At 35.0% G+C, this 17081-nt stretch carries 19 protein-coding genes and 1 pseudogene; 12 read left to right on the plus strand and 8 right to left on the minus strand.

Features of this window, described 5'->3' with window-relative positions:
* Window positions 1-55: 55 nt before the first annotated feature.
* From IHO40_RS06255 to IHO40_RS02935, 4 genes and pseudogenes are all read right to left on the minus strand, one after another.
* Window positions 56-447: pseudogene (locus tag IHO40_RS06255) on the minus strand (transposase); the annotation flags it as partial.
* A 184-nt stretch (window positions 448-631) separates the two neighbouring features.
* On the minus strand, window positions 632-1870 hold the full coding sequence (locus IHO40_RS06035) for an NTP transferase domain-containing protein (RefSeq protein ID WP_225536681.1): 1239 nt from the start codon (window positions 1868-1870) through the stop codon (window positions 632-634).
* Complete coding sequence (pheS, locus tag IHO40_RS02930) at window positions 1871-2914, minus strand: phenylalanine--tRNA ligase subunit alpha (RefSeq protein WP_225536682.1); 1044 nt, start codon at window positions 2912-2914, stop codon at window positions 1871-1873. It lies immediately after the preceding gene.
* A gap of 1222 nt (window positions 2915-4136) precedes the next feature.
* Window positions 4137-4283 (minus strand): hypothetical protein, encoded by a 147-nt coding sequence (locus IHO40_RS02935; RefSeq protein WP_225536683.1) that lies wholly within the window; start codon window positions 4281-4283, stop codon window positions 4137-4139.
* Between the two features lie 340 nt (window positions 4284-4623).
* Between IHO40_RS02935 and IHO40_RS02940 the strand changes: the two genes are divergently transcribed.
* Both IHO40_RS02940 and IHO40_RS02945 read left to right on the plus strand, forming a co-directional pair.
* Window positions 4624-5220 (plus strand): riboflavin synthase, encoded by a 597-nt coding sequence (locus IHO40_RS02940; protein WP_225536684.1) that lies wholly within the window; start codon window positions 4624-4626, stop codon window positions 5218-5220.
* 56 nt (window positions 5221-5276) lie between these two features.
* The gene (locus IHO40_RS02945; RefSeq protein WP_225536685.1) at window positions 5277-5846 is read left to right on the plus strand and encodes a CvpA family protein; all 570 of its coding nucleotides are present in this window, start codon (window positions 5277-5279) and stop codon (window positions 5844-5846) included.
* A gap of 151 nt (window positions 5847-5997) precedes the next feature.
* Here IHO40_RS02945 and IHO40_RS02950 read toward each other — a convergent pair whose 3' ends face one another.
* Window positions 5998-6246, minus strand: a complete 249-nt coding sequence (locus IHO40_RS02950) for a hypothetical protein (protein WP_225536686.1) — start codon at window positions 6244-6246, stop codon at window positions 5998-6000.
* A 276-nt stretch (window positions 6247-6522) separates the two neighbouring features.
* Between IHO40_RS02950 and smpB the strand changes: the two genes are divergently transcribed.
* The 5 genes from smpB (at window position 6523) to IHO40_RS02975 (ending at window position 9880) form a co-directional block, all read left to right on the plus strand.
* On the plus strand, window positions 6523-6972 hold the full coding sequence (smpB, locus tag IHO40_RS02955) for an SsrA-binding protein SmpB (RefSeq protein ID WP_225536687.1): 450 nt from the start codon (window positions 6523-6525) through the stop codon (window positions 6970-6972).
* Window positions 6973-6978: 6 nt separating this feature from the next.
* Complete coding sequence (gene lgt / locus IHO40_RS02960; RefSeq protein ID WP_225536688.1) at window positions 6979-7767, plus strand: prolipoprotein diacylglyceryl transferase; 789 nt, start codon at window positions 6979-6981, stop codon at window positions 7765-7767.
* A 752-nt stretch (window positions 7768-8519) separates the two neighbouring features.
* Window positions 8520-8948 (plus strand): ankyrin repeat domain-containing protein, encoded by a 429-nt coding sequence (locus IHO40_RS06040; protein ID WP_225536689.1) that lies wholly within the window; start codon window positions 8520-8522, stop codon window positions 8946-8948.
* 187 nt (window positions 8949-9135) lie between these two features.
* On the plus strand, window positions 9136-9486 hold the full coding sequence (locus tag IHO40_RS02970; RefSeq protein WP_225536690.1) for an ankyrin repeat domain-containing protein: 351 nt from the start codon (window positions 9136-9138) through the stop codon (window positions 9484-9486).
* Between the two features lie 7 nt (window positions 9487-9493).
* Complete coding sequence (locus tag IHO40_RS02975; RefSeq protein ID WP_225536691.1) at window positions 9494-9880, plus strand: ankyrin repeat domain-containing protein; 387 nt, start codon at window positions 9494-9496, stop codon at window positions 9878-9880.
* 319 nt (window positions 9881-10199) lie between these two features.
* Here IHO40_RS02975 and rsmH read toward each other — a convergent pair whose 3' ends face one another.
* On the minus strand, window positions 10200-11216 hold the full coding sequence (rsmH, locus tag IHO40_RS02980; RefSeq protein ID WP_225536692.1) for a 16S rRNA (cytosine(1402)-N(4))-methyltransferase RsmH: 1017 nt from the start codon (window positions 11214-11216) through the stop codon (window positions 10200-10202).
* A gap of 227 nt (window positions 11217-11443) precedes the next feature.
* Here rsmH and IHO40_RS02985 point away from each other — a divergent pair, with 227 nt between their 5' ends.
* On the plus strand, window positions 11444-12655 hold the full coding sequence (locus tag IHO40_RS02985; RefSeq protein ID WP_225536693.1) for an MFS transporter: 1212 nt from the start codon (window positions 11444-11446) through the stop codon (window positions 12653-12655).
* Window positions 12656-13345: 690 nt separating this feature from the next.
* Here IHO40_RS02985 and IHO40_RS02990 read toward each other — a convergent pair.
* Window positions 13346-13528, minus strand: coding sequence for a hypothetical protein (locus tag IHO40_RS02990; RefSeq protein ID WP_225536694.1), 183 nt, complete (start codon window positions 13526-13528; stop codon window positions 13346-13348).
* Between the two features lie 38 nt (window positions 13529-13566).
* On the minus strand, window positions 13567-13977 hold the full coding sequence (locus IHO40_RS02995; RefSeq protein WP_225536695.1) for a hypothetical protein: 411 nt from the start codon (window positions 13975-13977) through the stop codon (window positions 13567-13569).
* A gap of 104 nt (window positions 13978-14081) precedes the next feature.
* On the opposite strand from IHO40_RS02995, the gene der reads away from it, so the two are divergent.
* The 4 genes from der to IHO40_RS03015 all read left to right on the plus strand — a co-directional run.
* Window positions 14082-15503: a ribosome biogenesis GTPase Der gene (gene der, locus IHO40_RS03000; RefSeq protein WP_225536696.1), complete on the plus strand. Its 1422-nt coding sequence runs from the start codon at window positions 14082-14084 to the stop codon at window positions 15501-15503.
* A gap of 52 nt (window positions 15504-15555) precedes the next feature.
* Window positions 15556-16032 (plus strand): disulfide bond formation protein B, encoded by a 477-nt coding sequence (locus tag IHO40_RS03005; protein WP_225536699.1) that lies wholly within the window; start codon window positions 15556-15558, stop codon window positions 16030-16032.
* Window positions 16007-16549, plus strand: a complete 543-nt coding sequence (locus tag IHO40_RS03010; RefSeq protein ID WP_225536697.1) for a demethoxyubiquinone hydroxylase family protein — start codon at window positions 16007-16009, stop codon at window positions 16547-16549. The genes IHO40_RS03005 and IHO40_RS03010 overlap by 26 nt, the downstream gene beginning before the upstream one ends.
* Before the next feature lie 104 nt (window positions 16550-16653).
* A partial coding sequence (locus IHO40_RS03015; protein ID WP_225536698.1) for an inorganic diphosphatase occupies window positions 16654-17081 on the plus strand: 428 nt, incomplete at its 3' end.

Consider the following 17081-nt stretch of genomic DNA (forward strand, 5'->3'; position numbering starts at 1 on the left):
CAGTATCAAGCACTGGTATGACATCCTCCTAATAGCACAATGTTCGTACAGCTGTAGGAGTGTTGTTATAAATGCTGTTCTGCTATGGCAATTTCAATATCTCCTATGTTGCTTTTATCAGCTCTGCAATCATTAATCTTGATATTAAGTTTGTTAAATCTCCTTGAAGCTTGTGAATAGCTGATGACTGCCAAATCTTTTTCCTATTTGTTACAAATATCCTTGTATAAATCCTACTGTTTGTCTCAATACAATTCTAAAAGATTGGCGATTATATGCACTAAAATCGCGACTTTATCACTATAAATATAGTTGACGCCTTGCATTTTTGGACTATTATTATAACAATTTTCGATAGCCTCATTAAATATGGTAAAAAATATTTCCCCTTTTTTCGAGGAATTTATTATATTCTTTTGGGTTAATGACTTTCATTTTCTGTGGCATATTTTTTCTTCGGTAGTTAAATAGCTACCCTATAATGAGTTTTGTCAGTAACGCTGGTTTCTTTCGGTTGCTGTGCAACAAAGCTATACAGTCTCCAGAATTGTTATACTAAATCCATACCATTACACTCTTGGACCATACATCTTATGAATATTCCACTTCTAAACTTTTCAGCAATCAAGGACTATCTTATTTTCTTAATCACTTGCCTTTTTCTTGCAATTGCAAGGCTTTCCTTTGGCACATCTTCCACTATAACACTACCCGCTGCGATTACAGAGTCGTCGTGGACATTAAGCGGCGCAACCAATGAACTATTGGCCCCAACAAAGCAATTGCTTCCAATATTTGTTTTGTGTTTCTTTTTTCCATCATAATTACACACAACAGTACCTGCACCTATGTTACTTTCCGGCCCTATTTTAGTATTTCCTATATAACTTAAGTGCTTTATTTTAGTATTCATGCCTATATCACTTGCTTTTACTTCAACAAAGTTCCCCACGATTGCACTGTCACCAATTGTTGTGCCTTCACACTTGGCAAACGGACCGATTCTAGCATTAGACCCTACTTTTACCCCAGAGTCGAAAAAAACGTATGGGTAAACAATCGAATCCATACCAATTTGTGTATCAAGAGAGAAGAAAACAGTCTCTGGAGCTACGAGAGTTACCCCGGAGTTGGTAAAAAATCTTCTTTTACTTTCTTGGAAGTAAAACTCAGCTTTTGCGAGGTCATTTCTGTTATTTATTCCAATTGCTTCTTCTTCGTCAGTAATAGCGTAATCAACATTTAAATTGCTCTTCGCGGCAATGGAGACTATATCAGTTAAACAATACTCTTGTGTCAACTTATTACACTCTATTTTCCTCACCAATTCACGTAAATTCTTTGCATATGCAACCATTATCCCAGCATTAGCAAGGAATTCCTCATCATTATTTCCACCATTTTGTGCTTCTACGATTTCTCTTAAGGAACCATCCTCAATAACTAACCTACCGTACTCTTTATTGCTTGCCCTAAAACCTAGACAAATTAGTGCCTTGCCTTCTAAAGAGCTAACCATTTTAGTTATCGTGCTGCTTTTTATGAGTGGGGTATCTCCATACTGTACAACAACTATGCCTGAATCTGGCAGTTTTGTCAGGCTTCTTATTGCAGTTTCAACTGCATCTCCTGTCCCAAGTGTTGACTTTTGTGTAATTAATTGTATATCCTCAAAGCACTGTAACCGTTCAATTAAAGGCAAATCGACTACAACAGCTATATTTTCGGGGCTCAGCTGTTTTGCATTGTAAATGATATGCTCGAGCATAGAGAAATTGCCTATTTTATGCAGGACTTTGGGTAAGTCCGAATTCATTCGTTTGCCATGCCCGGCAGCAAGTATAATAAATGTGTAAGCTTTATTTGTCACTTATCTTAAAGATGAAAAGTGAAAGCCATAGTGGTTGAGCCAACTGACCTTGTTATCATAAAAGTCCCTTAGGTCACCAATTTGATATTTCAGCATTGCAAGTCTTTCTATGCCAATGCCAAACGCAAAGCCATTGTATTTGGTATGGTCTATTCCAACATTTTGAAAGACATTTGGATGTACCATACCGCATCCAAGTACTTCTATCCATTTACCACCCTCATAACTTATATCCACTTCTGCAGAAGGCTCAGTAAAAGGGAAAAAACTATTACGAAAACGTATCTTTAATCCATCATCTCCAAAAAACTTATTGAGGAAATGGTGAATGGTAAATTTTAACTGACCCATATTAATATTCTCATTGACATATAACCCCTCTATCTGATGAAACATAGGAGTGTGAGTTGCATCAAAATCATTTCTGTATACCCTACCTGCAGTCACTATTTTAATTGGGAAAGTTTTTGCCTTTTCCATGGTTCTAATCTGCACAGATGAAGTATGAGTGCGCAACACCATTCTTTTGTCGTTTATTTTATTCTTTAAGTAGAAGGTATCTTGCTCCTCCCGTGCAGGATGATGATTTGGGGTATTTAGCGCATCAAACACATGAAACTCATCTTCAATGTCAGGACTATCGACTGCTTTGAAACCCATATGTGCAAAAATGAGTTTTACCTCACTTATAACTTTACTTAACGGATGAATCCTGCCAATTTTTTCTGGCCTAACGGGCAACGTGATATCAATAGCCTCGTTTTGTAATTTAAAGTTGATTTCTTCGGTTTTTAATATGGTTTCCCTGTTTGTTATAAGCTGGTCCAGCTTATTGCGTAAAACGTTAATAACTGCACTCAAGTCACGTTTTTTTTCTGCGTCTTCTATCTTTTTTAAGTTATCAAAATAAATTTTAATCATACCCTTCCTTCCCAAATATGATAGCCTGACTTTTTCCAAATCTTGCAAAGAAGAAGCACCCTCAATTTCAGAAACTGCTTTATCCTCAAGCAAAGGTATTTCATTCAATAGATCTTTATTCATCTTAAAAACGCTAGCTTAAACTTTTATTATAGTAAAATCTTCAATATCATCAACAACCTGAAAGATTGTCCTATCTTAATTATTAATTTATTGATTAATTATACTTTTTATTTAATTTATTTAAGAAATTAAATAAAAGAGGATATGCACAACGATAACACTGGAACTGAGAAGGAGTATAAAATAGAGGATTTACTCAGGTTCTTTAAGAAGAGGTCTAAGGGATAAGTGAAGCATTTTCTAATGAATCGGTAGAGGTCAGCACCATTCGCTCGAGAAGCACTAGCGAAGTTAATAATTTCAAACTGTAGAAGAATTTATAAGTAGTGCTCCTCTTCAAGTCCTCCTGAAAGGAATCACAATTAAACTGCAAACAAATATCAAAAACATTGACCTAGGTAATTTGCACAAGATTAAGTTATTCCTAAATGAAAAGCCAGAATACGCTACAAGCAGAAAAAACTAAAAGCGGAAAAGAACGGAATATAGTTCAAGAAGAGAACATATAAGATAAACAAGTTGCGTCGATTAAAGATTCTTTTGGCCACGATGTAGTAAGTAACAGAAAGCAAATTACACATTCACCAATAGTTGTCGCTGCAATACGTGAAAATGTTTCTTGGCTTCAGTCTTTTTTCGCCTACCCGATCTTTTGATTAATAGAATTCCCTTTTCTTTCGACAGCTTCCAAAACTGTCACGAAAACAGAGAACTTTAGCTTACCAATCACCTAAAGAGACAAAAACGAAACTAGGTAATACAAAAAGGCGAAAGAGAAACAGATAAAACCGCAAAGCTTTCCGATATAAGTCAAACCAAGTCGTATATAGATTGTTTTAAGGATAATAGAAGAAAGAAATCAAAAAAGCAAACTAAAGCATTATCAGAAGAAGAAAAACGATTAGCCGTAAAACAGCACAAAATGATGCCAGAGTAGCTGTGACAGATAATCAAGCTGAGCACAAGGGGAAAAACTCGATAAAATATTTGTTAAAGTGATAAATGGATACAAAAACCAGGATCTAGAAACATTTCGCAATATTTTCAACTCAGTGTTCAATATTGTTTATTTTCAAGATAAGCAATTACATAAAATATGAGAGCCAGGTGAAGTATTTAGAGGTATTACAAGATACTTGAAAAGCCACAACCTTCTAATAACTCACTTTTAGGTAAAGAATATTTACATAAGGTAAGTGTATAGAAAAAAAAGAGCAATTACTCAAATTAGTTTCAGGTATTCCCATGCAACAGCCTTCTCCACAGCCTGAAAACGTTTCTCATGAAAGTGAAAATTTTTACCAAATAAAACCACAAGCCCCTCACAAGTAACAAGTACAACTCCACCAACTACTAAAATTGCTTTCAAGCCGCTGTTAAAAATCGTATTTTCTTCGAAAGAGACTTACTTTTGTCTATTGTTGATAGCATCCTCTATATCAGCACTCTGCCTGTAGCATTTGCCGCTAGGAAAAGTGTCAATTTTAAAGGGATTAGTACCCCCAGAAAAAAGAGAGAGCGTTGAGTTGGCATTGAACATATGGTTGCCAATACTAGCCACATTATGTTTTCTGAGTTTAGCTTATTTTATATATTCTAAATATTCGGTAGAATCTATTGAACAGGTAGGTAAAAACAAGCCTCTTGTTTTCACTTAATGGATAGCTATTTTAAAAGATTTTTTGTGATAAAATCATTTATTTTACTGTGTGTTTAAAGGAATTATTACAGATATTGGAACTTTAATTGATACCAAGAGTTGCTCTAACTCCGATCAAATCTTCCATATCAAAGCACAAAATTTATCTTTCATAGGTAAAGGAGATTCAATAGCTTGCTCTGGTGTGTGTTTAACTGTCGTTGACATAATTAACGATGTATTTACAGTTCAAGTGTCTCAAGAAACCATGAAGGTCACTAACCTAAATAATTGGAAAGTAGGAAAGAAAATAAACCTGGAACAAGCAATGAAACTGAGTGATAGGATTGATGGCCATCTAGTCCAGGGTCACGTTGACAAGACAGCACAAATTCTTGCAATCAACCAAAGTTTAGATTCTCATGAAATCAAGCTGTCGTGCTCACAAGAGTTAATTAAATTTGTTGCAAAAAAGGGATCTGTAACGCTAGATGGAGTTTCTCTCACAGTAAATTCAGTTACCAGCCAAGAATTTGTTGTTAATATTATTTCCTACACATGGCAAAACACAACTTTCCAGTATAATAAAGTAGATGATTATCTAAATTTAGAAATCGACATGATAGCTAGGTATTTAGATCAGTTGATGCAGCATAGATACAATTAATTTTACAATTTCGTTGTTTGCAATTATTATATCTTGAAAATCATATAGCATGTAGTATGCTCTTCGATTGTCTAATTATTTCCATTATTGTTGTATGCGTAATAATCTCGGTAACTAGAGGCTTTATAAAAGAATTATGCGCGCTAATGTTTTTGTTTTTGTCGGTTTTTTTGACAGCTAATCATTATGATTTCTTCGCTATAAACTATAGCAAATACTTTGGTTCTAAAGCTACGCAGAATATACTTTCTACAATTTCTATATTTATTATACTCAACCTTATATTTATGATAGTAAACAACTGGCTGATGTACATATTGTCACCCATAAGGTTGGGGTTAATCGATAGAGTTACTGGAATCCTTGTCGGAGTGCTCAGAGGAATATTGCTTTCTTATGTACTATTCTTTGCCGTACATTTATATTGCTACACTGCATATGACAAAAAAGAGGAGCAGTCTAAAGTAGAGGCTGGAGACATATTGCCTAATTGGATAATAAATTCGCATTCTTACCAGGCTTTATTTTCAACAGTAGAAGATATAGTTGATGTGTATATACCGGAGTCGTTGATACTAAAAATAAAAGAGATTAGCGAAGGAATGTTCAACCAAGAAAAGGCTTGAAGGTGACAAAAAGAAGAGTAATACCCATGCTTACAAGTCAACCTATGGTGACTTTTGGAAACACTCTACATCTTTTACTTTCTCAAGTTTGGTACTAGGCTTTAAAACATTATACAATATGAAACTCATGCATGCCAGCCCAACAATTCCTCTAACCACCGCTATGATTGTGCATCTTCAAAGGATAAGATGCAATACTACTTACTAATAACGCTGTACTAGCACCACCAGCCGTGACTGCTTGTTTTGCTTCATTACTTTTGCTAACTACCTTTTGTTTACAGTGTTTTCTTTGGCAGGTTCTTCCAAGAACCTTTCCTTTATCTTTCTCTGTTAACTCACCTTTATCATCCACTAATGCATAAGTTATACCCTTTTTAGAACTCTCTAGTCTTACCATAGCATGTTTCTTTTTACAACATCTGCTTTTATAAACTAGTTATGTTAATAACACATGAATGCCAACTAAGGCACCAATCCATGGAATTTCCTCAATTGTTCTACCCCATAACTTCAATATCTTTTTTTTATCAACTATCTTTGGAAAAGAATTCGGATACATCCCTATCCAAAAGCATTTGCCTTTGAATGTGGGAACTTTAGAACATTATTTTTTAACATTGCTGCAAGAGCTAAAAATCCTGTAGTATATTAAAACTCAAGGGTGCCTTTAAGTATGGAAGTTATTGCAGAAAATAGAAAAGCAAGGTTTGAATACTTTATCTTAGAAGAATTTGAAGCAGGTATGGTACTATTAAGTAGTGAAGTTAAATCGCTGAGGGAAAGAAAAGCAAACATTTCTAACGCTTACATTATCGAAAAAAACGGTGAAATATGGCTGTACAATATGCACATTGCAGAATATAAAGCTGCAAACAGAAGAAACCATAAGCCGAAAAGGGAACGTAAATTACTTCTGCATAAAAAAGAAATAAATAAACTAATTGGCCAAATTAAAACTGCTGGAATAACTGTTGTACCACTTTCAATTTATTTCAATAACAAAGGATTGGCAAAAACTAAAATTGCCATTGCAAAAGGAAAAAAACTCTATGATAAGAGGGCAACCATAAAACAGAGAGAGTGGGATCGTGAGAAAAGTAGATTGTCTAAGAATGATTTGTAGCAAGGTATGTCTTTAAATCCAGTAATTTTTAGCATCGGTCCTGTCTCTATACATTGGTATTCTTTGGCATATGTTTTAGGCATAGTTTTTGCATATTGGTATTTACACAAGTTGGACAACCAAAAAATATTTACCAAGAGTTTTTACGATTCATTGTTAACAGCCATTATTGTAGGTATCATCCTTGGAGGCAGACTTGGCTACGTGTTGATATATGATCCAGTTTTTTATATAAGCAATCCTATCAAGATACTGAAAACCTGGGGAGGAGGAATGTCATTTCACGGTGGCGCAATAGGAGTTTTGTGTGCAGTGATAATTTCGTGCAAAAGGCATAACATTCCTATATTTTACACACTGGATCTAATTTCTTGTGGAGTTCCAATGGGCTTATTTTTAGGTCGTATAGGCAATTTTATAAACGGAGAGCTATTTGGTAGAGTTACAACTGTGCCATGGGGCATGGAATTTCCAGAAAGTGGTGATAATTTGTTACGCCATCCAAGTCAGCTTTATGAGGCATTTTTCGAAGGGCTGCTATTTTTTGCAGCTATAAATTCACCGTTTTTCTTGACTAGAATAAGGCTATACCGTGGTGCACTAACTGGCACTGCAATTATGTGGTATGGAATAGTGCGTTTTATAGTTGAGTTTTTCCGCGAACCAGACTACCAAGTTGGCTATTTATGGCTTGATTTGACTATGGGGCAGTTGCTTTCAGTACCTATGGTTTTGCTGGGAATAATCATATATTTTAGTGCATTAAATTTGAAGTTTATGGAGAAATTAAAATAGTTCGTTCCTGCATAGTTTTTGGCAGTGCGTTGTATTTAATAGAAGCGAAAAAACTAACTGACAACCTTCGCCAATCCTAGTACCATAATGCTAAAGCTATTTATCTTTGCGATCTGTGCAGGTTAACAACAAAAAACTTAGGTATTTGGTGTCTCATGTTTAAATTTTGTACTATGTGTACCTCATGTTTTTATAAAACTTCTAGTTTTCACCTAATAAAAGCTGAAACGTGCTTATAAGTCGTTTAAGATAGTATAGAACGTCAAATAGATAAGTGAGAATTTGAACACTAGCTGCCTTAGTTTTTTTTTTGCCTTTTTTTCGCTCAGTAAAATTCCTAACGTTTACGGTTTTAGTCATTTACATTTAAAAGTAGCTGAATCGCAGCATTGAAAATAAAAACGCCGATATTTGAAGTATATATAAATAATTAGCCACCAATCGGGGCTTCTTTTGCTTTTTTTATTTAGTAAATTTCTTAGTGCTTATAGCTAGTTGCAATTTATGAACGAACATTTGTTTTTACAACAAGTGGTGTCATTCCATTAGCTTTACACCTTGCGCAGCATAATGGTCTGTTCCAGGCTGTTATTACTTGTTTCACAGACTGTTCCTTACGCACTTCTTGACGCATAAAAAACCACCACCTTCCGCATAAACAATCAGTATGTCTTTTACAGATTCACTCGAACTTAATTAAGTGGGAGCATTATTGATGCGAAAAGGGTTTTACTAGAAGTTTAGGCGGTATTGTGCATGAGAAAGACATAAACCAATTAGTAGAAAGTGGATTTGATATTAACTCAAAAGATGCAAATGAAATCACTCTTTTGCATAAATTTACAAAAGAAGGCGCTGCAGCTAGAGCAAAGTCATTGCTAGAGCACGCGGCAGATTTTAATGTTGTAGACAGCGAAAATAGAAATCCACTGCATTACGCTGTTATGCATGGACACAAGAAAATTGCTAAACTTCTTGTTAACCAGCTGACAATTAATTCCAAAGATAAAAATGGATTTACTCAGATGCACCTTGCTGCGCTACAAGATGATACGGAATTAATAGGTTTTTTGATCGCAAAAGGTGTAAAAATTAATGAAAGAGATGTTAAAGAATGCTACACTCTTCTTCACATAGCTTTACTATACGGTTCCAAAAAAAGCGTCCAAACTTTAGTTTGATAGTGAGACAATCTTGAATGCGAAGATAATAATTCACACACTCCTTTATTTCTAGCCACTTATCAATGTACCGCACATTATTAGGGTAGAGCAGAAATTATAGAATATCTGATAAAAAAGGGGCGAATATAGAAGCAAAGACGCGGAGAATAATAGTACGCTCTTTCTAGCGGCATATAACAATAAAATGCAAATAGTGAAGCTTATTGTAAAAAGACAGCAAGCAAAAGCTAACTTTAAAGAATTTATCTGTACAAAAAACAACCATGGTTTTGATGTATTGGATTGCGCTGTTGAGCATAACAATAGGAAAATGGTAACATTTCTTGTTTCAAAGGGAATAGATGCAAATGACCAAGATTTCAATGATAATGTCCGGTTACATAAAGCTAGCTATAATGGTAATACTAAAGCAGTTAGGCTCTTATTAGAGCTTAAGGTAGATGTGAATGCTGCCACCAAATGTAACAGAATCCCTTTGCTGCTAGCAGTTAAAAAAGGTCATATAAAGATTGTGAAAATGTTACTGGGAAGTTAAAGTCAATATGAATACCTGTGAGCAACAGAGTTATACACCTCTGAATCTTGCTGTCCAGAGGGATTGTTTTGATATAGCCCAGCTGTTAATAGATAAAGGATCAGACCTTAGCACTAAGTGTAAAGACGGTTACACTTCAATAGACATGTTTATCAATAAAGCTAATGGCAGAGTAGATATCAACGAAAACTACAAGAAATTTTGTAGGTTTTTAACATTTTACCTGAAAGAGCTGCACAATAAATACAAAGCTTCTTGCATATTTTTAACCCTGGCTTCAAACTTAACAATTCTAGGATTACCATTTACTTTTAAGCCTATAATTAAACATAGAGAAAGAAATAGAATGTATAAAAAAGCTAAGGCTATGCTGGAAAACTTACTCTATATTTAAGTGTAGCTTTGCCACTAATCATCAATCCTGATTTTCAAGTTGTGCTAGCGTGCTGAAGCCACTTAGGGAGTTAAGGTTTTTAACCTGGCTGGCTAAAAAGAGTTATTTTTCAGGTGCCTATCCATGAGTTTGTGAGTTTCTTTGGATTACTTAAATAACTCCACTCTGCTTGTAAAACTTTTATATCACTTTTGCGCTAAACTAATTTCTATTTTTAATTTTTTTAGTTCTTCATTTAATGACTTAACATGTAGTTTTACTTTAAATATTCCTATAATACTGAAAAAAAACGTAACTATCGAGATAATACAGAGAATTCTCATGATAACCTCTGTATAGCTCTTAGTTTTGCTGAGCGTGCACGTGGATTTGCATTTATTTCTTCTGCACTTGCTCTTATCACTTTTTTATTCAGAAGAGAAAAGACTTTACAATCGGTAGATCTTTGCTCACATAGATTTTTAAAAAAAGTTTTGACTATACGGTCTTCCAAAGAATGGAAGGTGACGACAATTAGTTTGCCATTTTCATTTAAAATTTCAGATGCAGCTTTAATGCCCTTTTCAAGTTCTCCAAGCTCATCGTTTACCCATATTCTGATTGCCTGAAATGTCTTAGTTGCAGGATCAATTTTGCTTTTTCCACGAAATACCACAGAACGTACAATATCCGCGAGTTCAAATGTAGTTTTAATAGGTCTTTTTCTTCGCGTGTTTACTATTGCCCTTGCAATTTTTCGAGAATAACGTTCTCCTCCGTAGTTGAATATAGTGTTTGCAATTTCTTCTTCGCGTAGAGCGTTAACGAACGTTGAAGCGTTGATTTGAGAAGAGCCATCCATACGCATATTGAGCGGACCATCGTGTAAAAATGAAAATCCTCTATTTCCTTCATCAAGCTGCATAGACGATACTCCAACGTCAAATATAACTCCATCCGCAGCATTAATAGATCTACCCGGTGTCATTCTAGATCTGTCTAGTGTTACTCCAGTGCTTGACCATACATTTTTTTTCTGGACTCCAACCGGAATAACTGAAGAAGATCGTGAGATGACAGAGGACTCTACAAGGTGTTCAAAACTATCTAAGATATTTTTAATATTGCTAAATTTTTCAATAAATAGCTTTATTTTGCCGGGATACTTGATATTTAAACTGTCATAAAATTTAACAACCGTTTCATCTCTATCAATTGCATACACTTTGCAGTCAGCTAATTCCAATATCGCTTCGCTATATCCCCCAGCTCCAAACGTAGCATCCACATATACACCACCATTTTGTGGTGAAAGTTGTGATAGCATCTCTTTTAACAAAACTGGAATATGTGTCATAGCGTTCTATTAAAAAGCTTTGTGTATACAAATAAAAATAGCTTCCTCACTAAAACATGGTGAAATATATGATATAAAAATACTTGATATAGTCAATGATATAAAAATATTAAGATTTAATGAGATACCGTTATTAATATAATATTTACATAATGCTCACATTTTTCCATTATATTTGAAAAAGTAAGGAATATTACTATTATATCAAGTAAACTACAGAAGATTTTATGCAACAAATAACAAAAGTGATATTTTCAAGCTTAATCTGTAACACTTTACTGTGGTACGATCACATGCTTTTTGGTCGCCTAATCAGTATAATCGGCAGTGTGTTTTTTCCATCAGATGATCAATTGGTTAGTGTACTGAAGGCTTTTGGGGTGTTTGCAGTGGGCTTCTTGATGAGACCAATCGGTGCTGCTATGTTTGGCCATATTGGTGATAAATATGGAAGAAGGGTTGCTCTATTGCTCTCCATTGTATTAATGACTCTATCAACTGTATTAATTGCCTTTGTTCCGGGATACCAAAACATTGGAATACTCGCATCAATACTGGTGATATGTTTAAGGTTATTGCAAGGTATATCCCTTGGAGGAGAAGCAGGAAATGCTCCGTTTTTAATAGAGCATGCTCCTAAGGACAAGAAAGGATTCTTTGGCAGTATCGAGGTATTCAGTGCAATTCTTGGTTCAATATTAAGTTTTATAGCGGCACTCATGTGCAAAAAAGTATCCGATTTCGAATCTTGGGGATGGAGATTACCTTTTGTTTTCAGTTTAGTGATGGGGTTAATCAGTATATATACAAGATATATACTTGATGAGAGCCCAGAGTACAAAAAGCAGAAAAATCCACCTCAACTGCCGTTAAAAGAGTTGTTAAATAGCTACAAAAAACCTTTTCTGATATTGATAGGGGTTGATATAGTCGAAAATTCATCTCTTTATATATATTTAATATTTTTCAATGTGCTTACATTAACAATAAATGCTCATTTTAACCACATGGTGGAAATACTGAGTCAAATTGTGCTCGGAGGATTGGCTATATTTTTTGCAATACTTTCTGATAAGATAGGAAGAGAAAAAGTCATGAAATTTGCATTTATGACTTTCACAGTAGTAAGTTATCCAGTTTTTTTTATGATACTAAGTGGTGATAACTTGCTAACCATAGCGGCACACGTTCTTTTTATAATCCCAATAGCTGCATCACTTGGTCCTGTCAATGCACTTATGTGCGAATTATTTCCAACAAAGGTGCGGTATAGCGGATTTAGTTTATCAAGAAATATAGCTGCTGGATTTTTTGGCGGTCTTGCACCATTTATATGCACAACAATCATTAAAATTACAGGACAAGAAACTTCAGCAAGCTTTTACATGATTTTCTGTGCGTTGATTGGACTAGTTGCCATATCACAGATTAAGGATTAGATGCTTTTTACAAGGCACAACGGTATCATCACAGCGTGTAACGCTGTGATGACAGGAAATGGCTGCTTTCATGACACCGCCATAAAGAAACTAATGTTAGCTACTTGTATAACACCCTAACAATCTTCGCCTTTTTTCTGCTTAGTTTAGGTTATACAAGGAGTTGTGATTTAGCATTAGAATTTTGGTTGACTCGTTATTACCATATACCATTGCTACATGCAACGGTGTATGTGTATGGGCAGTTACCAATGCCCAACGTGCTGGTTAGAGCTCTGACCAATGTTCTCAAAATTATCGGATGTGTTAGTATCGTCTACAGAAGAAAAAGGAGGTGAAACAGTCTTGTTTTTTTGCACGAAATTTTCGGCAGCTTCAACAACTTACTTATACGTGTTTTTTTCTTTAGTTCTTCAAGGTATTTTGAAAAGATTTCACAACTTTTATCATTCATATATATCGTTGTTTTACCAAAGCCTGAAGGGCTTTAAGAGGACAAAGTTATTTCAAATTTTTCACTATCACCTACTTCAAAAGCCATCTGAAGTACGCTCTTCATATCACAATATTGCCCATTTTGTGTTCAGATTATATCATCTCCTTTCCCAATTTTTAATGCTCCATCTAAATTTTCGAATTCTGGATCACTCAAAAATTTCGCAGGAGTTATAACACTTTCCTTTGGACACTTTACACAAAAAACCCATTATCCCTTTCTACTATGATTCCTTCTTTTTTATCATTTTCAATACTGTCACAAACAATTCGCTTTAGACTTGACAAGTAATCTTCATGTTTTTTCGTTATATCTTCTGGCAATAATTTCAACATTTCTTTGCTTACATAACTACCCTTTGAAACGAGATCAGACATTTCCAACCAAAGAGAGATGTAGTTTACTTCTTCCAACCTCAGTAATGTTTGTATCGTACTCCATAAGGTGGCATAGGACCTTCATCGAATACTCTATGTGTTGTATTGATAACTTTTCTCCTTACTTTGAATACATCAATATGATACTGAATACCAAACATGACTCTGTTGTTTTTTATATTTTCTATAGATTTTCGAAATCTCTTTGCTAAATTTTCTATGGCTTCATCATTAGGTGAGTTTTCCAATTCATCATATGAAATAAGAACATTATATATTTGACGCAATGTACTTGAAATGTTCTTTTCCATATATTCATAAACTGTCGTATTCGATTGCAAGTACTCTATCTTATATGGATATCCTAGTTGTTTTAATTTTTTTGTATTGACTGTTGTAATGTGTTCTATTGTATAACCATTCCCATATATCTTACATAATAAAACCAAGATAGAATATCTTCATTTTAGGGTATTGATGTAATCTATAAAGTCAATAGTTAAATTGAAAAATTTTGATTATAATTTACTTCTATAGAACATACGCTTAAACTATGCTAAAAACTGCTATAGTAGGCCTGCCAAATGCTGGCAAATCAACCCTATTTAATAGGTTAGTGGGAAGAAAAGCAGCAGTAGTTAGTAACATCCCAGGGGTAACGAGGGATAGACGTGAGGGAGTTGGAAGAATTAGTGATTTGGAATTTAGAATTATTGATACAGGAGGATGGAACGACCAAACTAATTTTTCACTACAAGTTATTGAACAAATAGAGTTTTCTTTATTGAGTGCGGACGTAATTTTCTTTCTTGTTGATGCAAAAGCGCAAAATGAGCAGAACAAAGAATTTGCAAAGTGGCTAAAGAGGAAGACAAATAAACCTGTAATACTCGTAGCAAATAAATGCGAAAGTCATAAGTCAGGAAATGTTGATTACCTGCAGTTTTTTGATTTCATAGGCCCGGTGTACATCTCGGCTGAACACAACCTTGGCATGGTTGATCTCTACGATACATTGGCTGGGGTTATTGAGTCTTTTATAGATTCATCCTATGTTATTCCAAAATCCTTGCCTGCCATCCAAGCAGCTGACTACTTAGATCCAGAAAAAAATAAGCAGATTCCAGTGTCACGCACCGGAACGACTTCGGATCAAGCTAATGAGTTTACTAAGCTGAAGATTGCAATCATCGGCCGCCCAAATGTTGGGAAGTCAACTTTTTTAAATAGCTTACTTGCAGAGAATAGGCTAATAACAAGTTCAGAACCAGGTACCACACGTGACTCCGTGGATATTACATACGATCATGGTGGAAAGCTAATTACTCTGATTGACACTGCCGGAATCCGTAGAAAGGCGAATGTCACAGATGACTTAGAATCAAGATTTGTTGAGAAGAGCATGGAATCAATAAAACGCTCTCACGTAATAGTTTTAATGTTAGACTCTTTTGTGGGTATTAAGCAACAGGATTTATCAATCGGTGAAGCTGCGATCAAAGGAGGAAAGGGAATTATCATTGTCTTAAATAAGTGGGACTTAATAAATAAAGATGATAGGAGCAAGTTGATAAAATTTGTAAAACAACAGGAAGTAGCCCGGTTATTTTTGGAAGTACCAACTATAACGATTTCTGCGTTAAAAGCCATGCGCTGCAGTGATGTAATAGACAAGTGTCTTGAAGTAAACGAATTCTTAAGTAGGAAAATTAGCACTGCAAAGTTAAATAACTGGCTAATTGATGCTCTGAATAGGCACACCCACCCGCTTGTCAAAGGCAGAGCAATTAAAATGAAGTATATTGCTCAAATCGGCACTAAACCTCCGGCTTTTTCCTTAATATGTAACATGCCTAAGAATGTTGATGAAAGTTATATACGCTATTTAGTTAATGACCTAAGAAAAAACTTCTTTGCTGAAGGTGTACCAGTCAGATTGCTTTTGAAGAAGAATAAAAACCCCTATGCAAAATGAGTACTCTGTTTTATACTTTAAAAAGTCTTTAGTAATAGCTAACTTAAAGGTCATGCGTAATAACTCCAGAACTCCTACAATCTTTCTGCTGTCAAGTGCCATTGCTCTAATTTTCGCATATGTGCTAGAGTATTTTTTCAATATGCTGCCATGTAAGTTATGTGTATACGAGCAGATAGTTTACTATGTTGCAGGGTTGCTTGCAGTAGTACACATGATCAAAGACAACAAAATTTTAGTCTATGCAATGTTTTGCAGTTATCTTATCGGTGCAACAATATCTTTTTATCATGTAGGCCTTGAATTCCGCTTATTCTATGATGTTTTAGGATGTACAGAACAGGTAAGCGGTAACGTTAGCGTAGAAGAGCTGAGAAACAATCTCTTAAATCCTAACTACTCTCCTTCTTGTAACAGACCCCATTATGTTCTAGGCGTTTCCCTAGCGACGTGGAACTTAATCTATCTTGTAGCAGCTCTGTTCGTGTCAGGTAAAATGTATTGTGGGGAGAGAAAGAAATCTAAATAACTTAAGGCATAGCAGTAGTAAGTTTTTGCAGCAAGTAATTAGAGTAAACCATGCTGGAGAATATGGAGCTATTTGCATCTATTCTGGTCAAAAATTTATTCTTAAAAAGTCTTCTATAATCAAGGAAATAACTGAAATGGAAGAACAGGAAAAAAAGCATTTTCATTATTTTAATGAAAAGATTAAAGAGCAAAAAGTTCGTCCTACTGTTTTGTTGCCAGTTTGGCGCGTTTTGGGAGTGTCACTTGGTGTTGCAACTACCATTATGGGCAGAAAGGCTGCTATGGCTTGCACTGCTGCAGTCGAAGAAGTGATTGGAGAGCACTATAAAGAACAAGTTTCGCATTTAGAAGATGGAGAATTAAGAGAAACTATAAGTAAGTTTCGCGATGAAGAGTTAGAGCATAGAGATATTGCAATTGAGCACAACGCTGAAGGTGCATTTGGTTACAATATCTTATCTTCATTCATAAAAACGGGCTGTAAAGCTGCTATTTATTTGTCCAAGTTGGTTTAACCGGTTCTCAGGCAGGTTTTTGTTCATAAAGATGAAATTATATAAATGTGGCAACTAAGAAGTGTATGTTGTATAATACTTACTCTTAAAGTAAGAGGTAATTTATGGATTTGAGTAAAATAATTGCGACAGCAGATGCAGTGAGTGTGATAATTGAAATAGGTGCAAATGCTGAGCCTATAAAGTATGAATTTAATAAAGAGCTTGGATTACTGCAAGTTGACAGGTTTTTATCTACCTCAATGACTTATCCTTGCAATTATGGATTTGTGCCAAATACCTGTGCAGGTGATGGTGATCCCGTGGATGTTTTGGTGTTAACTCAATTCCCCCTAGCACCTGGTGTTTTAGTGTCGGTACGTCCAATAGGTGCTCTACTTACTAAGGATGAAAAAGGAGAAGATGAAAAGATATTAGCTGTACCTGTTTCCGGTGTTGATAGTTATTATGATGATGTGAAAGACTGTTCTGATTTGCCTAAAAACCTGCTAGGTAAAATTGCCCATTTCTTTTCACACTATAAAGATCTAGA

The organism is Wolbachia endosymbiont of Mansonella ozzardi (assembly GCF_020278625.1).
GTDB lineage: Bacteria > Pseudomonadota > Alphaproteobacteria > Rickettsiales > Anaplasmataceae > Wolbachia.

Coding starts and splice junctions, on each gene's coding strand:
- der (WP_225536696.1), top strand. CDS start 14,082: ATGCTAAAAACTGCTATAGTAGGCCTGCCAAATGCTGGCAAATCAACC.
- rsmH (WP_225536692.1), bottom strand. CDS start 11,216: ATGACACATATTCCAGTTTTGTTAAAAGAGATGCTATCACAACTTTCA.
- IHO40_RS02945 (WP_225536685.1), top strand. CDS start 5,277: ATGCTCTTCGATTGTCTAATTATTTCCATTATTGTTGTATGCGTAATA.
- pheS (WP_225536682.1), bottom strand. CDS start 2,914: ATGAATAAAGATCTATTGAATGAAATACCTTTGCTTGAGGATAAAGCA.
- IHO40_RS02970 (WP_225536690.1), top strand. CDS start 9,136: ATGCAAATAGTGAAGCTTATTGTAAAAAGACAGCAAGCAAAAGCTAAC.
- IHO40_RS02985 (WP_225536693.1), top strand. CDS start 11,444: ATGCAACAAATAACAAAAGTGATATTTTCAAGCTTAATCTGTAACACT.
- IHO40_RS02975 (WP_225536691.1), top strand. CDS start 9,494: ATGAATACCTGTGAGCAACAGAGTTATACACCTCTGAATCTTGCTGTC.
- lgt (WP_225536688.1), top strand. CDS start 6,979: ATGTCTTTAAATCCAGTAATTTTTAGCATCGGTCCTGTCTCTATACAT.
- IHO40_RS03005 (WP_225536699.1), top strand. CDS start 15,556: ATGCGTAATAACTCCAGAACTCCTACAATCTTTCTGCTGTCAAGTGCC.
- smpB (WP_225536687.1), top strand. CDS start 6,523: ATGGAAGTTATTGCAGAAAATAGAAAAGCAAGGTTTGAATACTTTATC.
- IHO40_RS02990 (WP_225536694.1), bottom strand. CDS start 13,528: ATGTCTGATCTCGTTTCAAAGGGTAGTTATGTAAGCAAAGAAATGTTG.
- IHO40_RS02950 (WP_225536686.1), bottom strand. CDS start 6,246: ATGGTAAGACTAGAGAGTTCTAAAAAGGGTATAACTTATGCATTAGTG.